This window comes from Aneurinibacillus terranovensis DSM 18919 (assembly GCF_000430625.1).
Lineage (GTDB): Bacteria > Bacillota > Bacilli > Aneurinibacillales > Aneurinibacillaceae > Aneurinibacillus_B > Aneurinibacillus_B terranovensis.
This window is the reverse complement of record NZ_AUMJ01000096.1, coordinates 1-6,065: the sequence shown is the minus strand read 5'-3', so window position 1 is coordinate 6,065 and position 6,065 is coordinate 1. Positions and strand designations below refer to the sequence as shown.

At 47.3% G+C, this 6,065-nt stretch carries 8 protein-coding genes and 1 pseudogene; 2 read left to right on the top strand and 7 right to left on the bottom strand.

Annotation, left to right across the window (positions count from 1 at the left end; translation table 11 throughout):
- On the top strand, nt 1-342 hold a 342-nt coding region (locus H525_RS28265), incomplete at its 5' end, for a hypothetical protein (protein ID WP_211237023.1).
- Nucleotides 343-355: 13 nt separating this feature from the next.
- On the opposite strand, the pseudogene H525_RS0115025 reads toward H525_RS28265, so the two are convergent.
- The 6 genes and pseudogenes from H525_RS0115025 to H525_RS0115000 all read right to left on the bottom strand — a co-directional run.
- Nucleotides 356-571, bottom strand: a pseudogene (locus H525_RS0115025) (ATP-binding cassette domain-containing protein); the annotation flags it as partial.
- Between the two features lie 4 nt (nt 572-575).
- A complete protein-coding gene (locus H525_RS0115020) occupies nt 576-1,493 on the bottom strand; it encodes an ABC transporter permease (protein ID WP_027416865.1) in 918 nt (305 codons plus the stop codon).
- A 3-nt stretch (nt 1,494-1,496) separates the two neighbouring features.
- Complete coding sequence (locus H525_RS0115015) at nt 1,497-2,426, bottom strand: ABC transporter permease (RefSeq protein ID WP_027416864.1); 930 nt, start codon at nt 2,424-2,426, stop codon at nt 1,497-1,499.
- Between the two features lie 15 nt (nt 2,427-2,441).
- Nucleotides 2,442-3,266 carry a M55 family metallopeptidase gene (locus tag H525_RS0115010; RefSeq protein WP_027416863.1) on the bottom strand — a complete coding sequence of 275 codons (825 nt, stop codon included), beginning with the start codon at nt 3,264-3,266 and terminating at the stop codon, nt 2,442-2,444.
- Nucleotides 3,267-3,396: 130 nt separating this feature from the next.
- Nucleotides 3,397-3,723, bottom strand: a complete 327-nt coding sequence (locus tag H525_RS0115005) for a DUF3870 domain-containing protein (protein WP_027416862.1) — start codon at nt 3,721-3,723, stop codon at nt 3,397-3,399.
- Between the two features lie 150 nt (nt 3,724-3,873).
- A complete protein-coding gene (locus H525_RS0115000) occupies nt 3,874-5,073 on the bottom strand; it encodes a serine hydrolase domain-containing protein (protein WP_027416861.1) in 1,200 nt (399 codons plus the stop codon).
- A 100-nt stretch (nt 5,074-5,173) separates the two neighbouring features.
- On the opposite strand from H525_RS0115000, the gene H525_RS27430 reads away from it, so the two are divergent.
- Nucleotides 5,174-5,413, top strand: coding sequence for a hypothetical protein (locus H525_RS27430; protein ID WP_155837187.1), 240 nt, complete (start codon nt 5,174-5,176; stop codon nt 5,411-5,413).
- Nucleotides 5,414-5,506: 93 nt separating this feature from the next.
- On the opposite strand, the gene H525_RS0114995 is transcribed toward H525_RS27430, so the two are convergent.
- Entirely contained in the window at nt 5,507-5,809 is a 303-nt protein-coding gene (locus H525_RS0114995) for a HesB/IscA family protein (RefSeq protein WP_027416860.1), read from the bottom strand.
- Nucleotides 5,810-6,065 lie beyond the last annotated feature (256 nt).

Genomic DNA, 6,065 nt, shown 5'->3' with positions numbered 1-6,065 from the left:
TTATTTACCTTTTACGATAATCCAATTTTGCCAAGAACAAATAATGATCATGAACTTTTCTTCCGTACCATAAAGCGTAGGCACCGTCGTATAACGGGGTTAAGATCTTGGAATCGTTACATAATGCGGCACGGTGAATATATCGTTTTTGCTGAAGATGCAATTTCAGATCCTTGTATTCTCTCAAGATTAGCTACTGTACCTTTTGATGCCTACATCAATGAAATGAAAAAATGGGAAGAAAGAACAAAAGAGCATATTCAACGATTTCAATTTAAAAGAGATCCAGACCAATACCTTAAATGCGTAGAAGAAAAATGGCTTAATCAACGATTGTGTTAGTTAAGCCGTCTAAGAAAAAAATGCGCCCTTGCTTAATACGCCCGCCCGGCTCCGGAATCAGGCGCATAATACTTCTCGCTGTCACGCTCTTCCCGCAACCGGATTCACCGACAACAGCAAGCGTTTCTCCCTCTTCCATACAAAAGGTGACACCGCGCACAGCCTGAATTTCTCCGCCGTGCGCGGAAAAAGAGACATGCAAATCTTCTACTTCGAGCAATGTTCCCATTTTTCTACCTCCTCTGCTTCGGGTCGAACGCGTCCTGCAGCCCATCACCCAGTATATTGAAGGCAAGCATCGTTAACGAAATAAAGAAAGCCGGGAAAAACAGGCGCCACCACTGTCCGGACAAAATCGTCGGCAGCCCTTCGTTCGCCATCACACCCCAGCTTGCCACAGGGGCCTGCACACCAAGGCCAAGAAAACTTAAGAAGGCTTCGGCGAAAATAGCCGAGGGAACGGTAAACGTAATTTGAACAATAATAACGCCCATCATGTTGGGGATGAGATGGCGGCGGATGATGTGCGGAGTACTTGCCCCGAGTGCTTTAGCTGCCACTACGTATTCCGACGTTTTTAACTGAAGCACCTGTCCTCTGATCATCCGAGCCATGCCAAGCCATCCCGTGGCACTTAGCGCAACGATAATGGTGAGCATTCCGGGTCCCATTACAACCATAAGAAGAATCACGATGAGCAAATAAGGCAATCCATACAAAATGTCTACGATCCGCATCATCACATCATCTGTCGCGCCGCCCTTGTATCCGGCAATTCCGCCGTACGCAACGCCGATTACGAAGTCTATAAAAGCTGCCATCAATCCGATAAATAGGGAGATTCGCGCTCCATACCAGATACGGGCGAATACGTCGCGGCCTAATTCATCTGTTCCAAACCAGTGTAAGGCGGTCGGGGGCTCATTGCTATGCAGGAGAGACTGTTTGGAATAGCTGTAAGGGGAAAGGACCGGACCGACAATGGCCATAATGGCCAGTAAAATGATGATGATAAGACCCGTGAGCGCGAGTTTATTTTTCGATAAGCGCAGCCAGGCATCCTGCCAGAAAGAAAGGCCGGGCCTTACAATGGCTTCCGCTTCTCCTGCCTGCTTTTGCATCGGTACGAATAGTTCGTCCGGAACGCTCAACGCTTACCCCTCCTTCCCGTAGAACTTGATTCTCGGATCGATGAAACCGTAAACGATATCCACTACAAACATGACAAATACTAACAGTGCGCTGTAAAAAACGGTCGTTCCCATAATGACCGAATAGTCGCGGTTATTAATTCCGTCCACAAAATATTTTCCCATCCCCGGGATGGCAAATATCTTTTCAATAACAAAACTGCCTGTCAACACATTGGCAACGAGCGTACCAACCAGTGTGATAACCGGCAAAATCGCGTTGCGCAGCGCATGTTTAAGAACGATCGTAACGGGATGCAGCCCTTTGGCCCGCGCGGTTTCAATATAGTCCTGCGTCAATACCTCCAGCATATTAGAACGGGTTAACCGGGCAATAATAGCAAGCGGTCCTGCAGCGAGTGCTAGCGCCGGTAAAATCACATGCTTCCAGGTTCCCCATGTGGCCACAGGCAGCAGTCCCCATTTTACGGCCACATATTTAATAAGAAGGGTTGCTACAATAAAATTCGGAACCGATATCCCAAGGACCGCTGCTACCATGGCTGCATAATCAATGACCCGGTTGTGGCGCAGGGCGGCCATAATCCCAAGCGCAACGCCTGAGATTAACGCGAATAGAATGGCGACAATCCCTAATACAAAGGAAACGGGAAACCCGCGGGAGATCATACTGTTCACAGTATCGGGATTGTGGGCAATCGATGGGCCTAAATCAAGCCGAACGAGGGATGCCAGATACGCGGCATACTGAACCGGCAGCGGCTTATCCAGATGGTAATGCGCCTTCAAATTCTGGGTGACGGCTTCATTTGTCGTCCGCTCCACATCAAATGGACTCCCCGGAATGGCGTGCATGAGGAAAAATGTTAATGTAACGATCACGAACAATGTGATAACCAGTGCAGTAAATCGCCGGATGAAAAAGGAAAGCAACCCCTTGCACCCCCCTTAACAAAACGCGGCGCGCGCCGCAAGTTCGGTCATGACAAGCATCGCCTGGTACGCTTCCAGAATATCTTTCGCCTGAAACCGTACATTCGTCGTTCCCTCCTCGTGATGTGTTCCCGGCATCAAATTCGCCCATTCTGCCTGGCCATAATTAGCAAATTCGATCGTAAGCAGCGGACGTTCCGGCGGAACTAACGGTTTCATTCGATCCTTATGGTCAAGCGCACTCTTCATTTTTTCCCGCAGCAGCTGGCCGCTTTTTTGCGGGGTAAGGCAAAGGGCGGACGTACGGGAGATTTGCCGCTTCACGATAGCCGTGGTAACCCCCGGAATCAGCGCTTCCGCTTCGGCCGCGGCACCATCATCTCCGGCCACCAAAAGGACCGGCACACCGTAATAACCGGCGACATACGCGTTAAATCCGAGCTCCCCGACCACAACTTCATTGATATACATGTTGCGGACTCCGAAAATCATCGTATGGCTTAATACACCCTTTTGCGATGCCCGGGAATGGTATCCGAGAAATACCGCGCCTGTATAGGAACGGTCTAACCCCTGCACCATGGAAAACGGTTTAACATCCCCCGAAATCAACTGCGCTTCGGGATGGATTTTTTCAATTAGTAAGTTATTCATTTTCGAGTGGCTGTCATTGACGATAACCTCAGTACACCCCTCTTCGAAAGCCGTTTCAATAATGTGGTTCGCTTCCGCTGTCATAATGTGCTGGCCCCGCCCGTAGTTATAGCGGGATGAATCGATAAACGTCTGGTCGTTTAATCCCGTAATGCCTTCCATATCGACTGACATATACAGCTTCATGTTTCTTTCTCCTCCTTGCGAAATAAAAAAACCCACGCAAATGGAAACACAGGTGTGCGGCCATCTGCTGGGTTTTATTTACGTGTATGCAAACATACGGATAAATAAAGCAGCATCCATTCTTTATTGGTTAAGCTTGTCTTGTTTTTAAAGCCAACTTATACTTTTTCTGCGCATCTTTAAAGGCGACGATGAGCGCCTTCTGGGAAGATCCAAAATACCGGCGGCGTATCTCACTGGCTACCCTGTCCGTATCTTCCATCGTATAACCGACAAAAATAGAACGAACAAATTCCGAGGTAAGTGAAATGGTTGACGAACATCCCGCGTCTACAATGGTATGGTTTCTGCAATTGACAACGAGCCCAATAAAAAAAGCATTGTACTGTTGAGTAATCGGATTGTTCATGGATGATTGGGCATCCCCGATTATGTACACGGTATCTTTATCGTACACGACACACGCCCTCGCTTTAGCCGGTGTTCTGCAGCAGTCGTATGGGACGATTGATGGGTCGCATCAAACAACCATCCAACTTGTTCACACCTTCTATGCTATGCGTATAATTTTAGCAGAACTATTTTTATTTTGCAAACAATCTTTCAATTATTCGCTGCTGCCCAATCCCTCATTATATATGCACCGGACAATGTCCTCTTCAACGGCAAAGAACTTCCCTCTTTCCTTTCTTTGCCGCATCCCGTTCATGAAAAATATCACTCCGTCTTCTTCTTCAGGAATGAAATACATTCCGGTTAAACAACCATATGCATCTCCCGAATGGCCTATCATTCTTTTTCTCGGAATCAATTCATCCGTAATATTAAGCTGGAGACCGCTCTTTTTAAAAAAGCCGCCGGATTTTCCTTTCGGCAGGTGCTCGCGCCGCATGAACTCCAACGTTTCTTTTTCCAGGATTCGCCCCCCGCCATTGCATCCGTCTCCCATAAACGCAAGCAAAAACTTGCTCAAGTCCGCTACATTTGTACGCAGGCCACCCTGCGGCTGAAAAATGGAACCATTTGTTCCCGGCATGTACCGGCTATATTCGACCGTATCAGGCCGCACGCTTTTAAAATCATCCATCGCTGCGGCAAAAGCGTCGTTCTCCTCGTCATACGTATACAACACTGCTATTTTTTCCCTGTGGGGAAAATCCTGAGTGTTGAATGAAGTATCACGCATGGTAAGCGGCTGAAAAATGTGGTTCCTGCAATACACATCAAAGCGTTGACCGGACAATTTTTCTACGATAGTTGCTAAAATAAAGGAACCAGTGTTTGAATATTCAAAATGGCCGCTACCTGGCCTGTACCTCCCCCACACCTTATCTGAATAATAACGACCTGCAGGAATTAGGAATTCTTTTAACGAAGGCGGACAAGAGGTACGGGATGCGAGCGCGAACGACAGATATTCATCCTGCAGGCTTGATGTATGAGTCATGATTTGTTTGCAGGTGATGGGAATATCGGGATAACGGGGATTCCTCACCGCAAACCCTAAATATTCAGTAATGTCGTCGTCCAGATCCAACTTCCCCTGTTCATATTGCTGCATAAGAGCTGTGGCCGTCACCGTTTTAGAAATAGAAGCCACCCGAAAAATGGTTTCGCTGTCTACACGCCTGCACTCCGCCAGATTGGCCCAGCCATACCCTTTCGTCCAGCGCAAGGAACCTTTTTTGACAAAGGCCGCAGCCAGCCCGACGACCCTGTGCCTCTCCATTACTTCCAACATCTTTTTATCAAAGTCAGTCGGTTTATCCGGGACAGGATAGGGCGGCAGTGTACGATATCCGTTCATCCATGGTACAGCTCCCTTCAACTTTTATGAACACTCTTCTACTTCGCATGGTACGCTTAAAAATAGGAATTTCGCGCCCCGCATGGCAAGTTAAAATCGTATGAGAAAAACTCGCGGGCGTTGCCGCTCGTCCTTTTTCTGCAGGGAAGCGAAACGGCCGCTTAGTGACCGGAAGGTCGGACCGACAAAACATCCGGGTACCTCAATGATGGAGACAATTGTCGGTCTGATCGACCTTCCGGTCACACGCTCCACATCGAAAAAGCAACGTTCGGCACACTCCCGCGAGTTTTTCTCAGGTGACCCATGGAGGAAAGTATATGTTGCTTTAACACTGTAAAGCAACATATACTTTCTTTAACGGTAAAGAAAGCCCCTGTTGACCGATTGATCGGTAAGCGGGGCTTTGGCTTGACAGTGAACCGGAAATGGATTAATGGTCACCATGGTTTCCTTTACTTGGATTGGTAATAACAAAACCTTCTTCCGGAATATATAGATAATCGATTTTGACTCCATCTAAGAATTCATTGTTCTTCTCCAGAATCACGTCAATCTCTTTATCGGTGTGGACCACTTCATCGTTTTCACCTGGCGTATCTAAATCCAATCCGTAATGTGCATGGTCACCGTGTGAATGAGTGACAAGGACGCGGAGCATTTGGCCTTGAGAATCTTCTTCTGCAAGTATTTCTTTAATTTTTTTCGCCGCGTTTCGTGTGATTTTGCATTTCATTTTAATTGTCTCCTTTGATTGAATAATGTTTCGGCATGTGTTTCTATATTACACCATTGCTGAAAAAATGATAAGAAAGGTTAGCCATTCTTGCTGCCCCCTGTTCTTTCAAGTGCCCGCGAAATCTTTAGAAATATCCGGTGCGGCTCAAGCCTTATTCAAACTTGCGTTTACATCCCTGTCCCATTCACTATGGCAAGAAGGACACTTCGCTAATTGCTTTGGCAAGTTTGTGGTTCTTCATCATGTTAGACAC

What these genes read in the sequence shown, in the direction of transcription:
- H525_RS27430 (WP_155837187.1), top strand. Translation starts at nt 5,174, where the DNA reads ATGAGAAAAACTCGCGGGCGTTGCCGCTCGTCCTTTTTCTGCAGGGAA.
- H525_RS0115010 (WP_027416863.1), bottom strand. Translation starts at nt 3,266, where the DNA reads ATGAAGCTGTATATGTCAGTCGATATGGAAGGCATTACGGGATTAAAC.
- H525_RS0115000 (WP_027416861.1), bottom strand. Translation starts at nt 5,073, where the DNA reads ATGAACGGATATCGTACACTGCCGCCCTATCCTGTCCCGGATAAACCG.
- H525_RS0114995 (WP_027416860.1), bottom strand. Translation starts at nt 5,809, where the DNA reads ATGAAATGCAAAATCACACGAAACGCGGCGAAAAAAATTAAAGAAATA.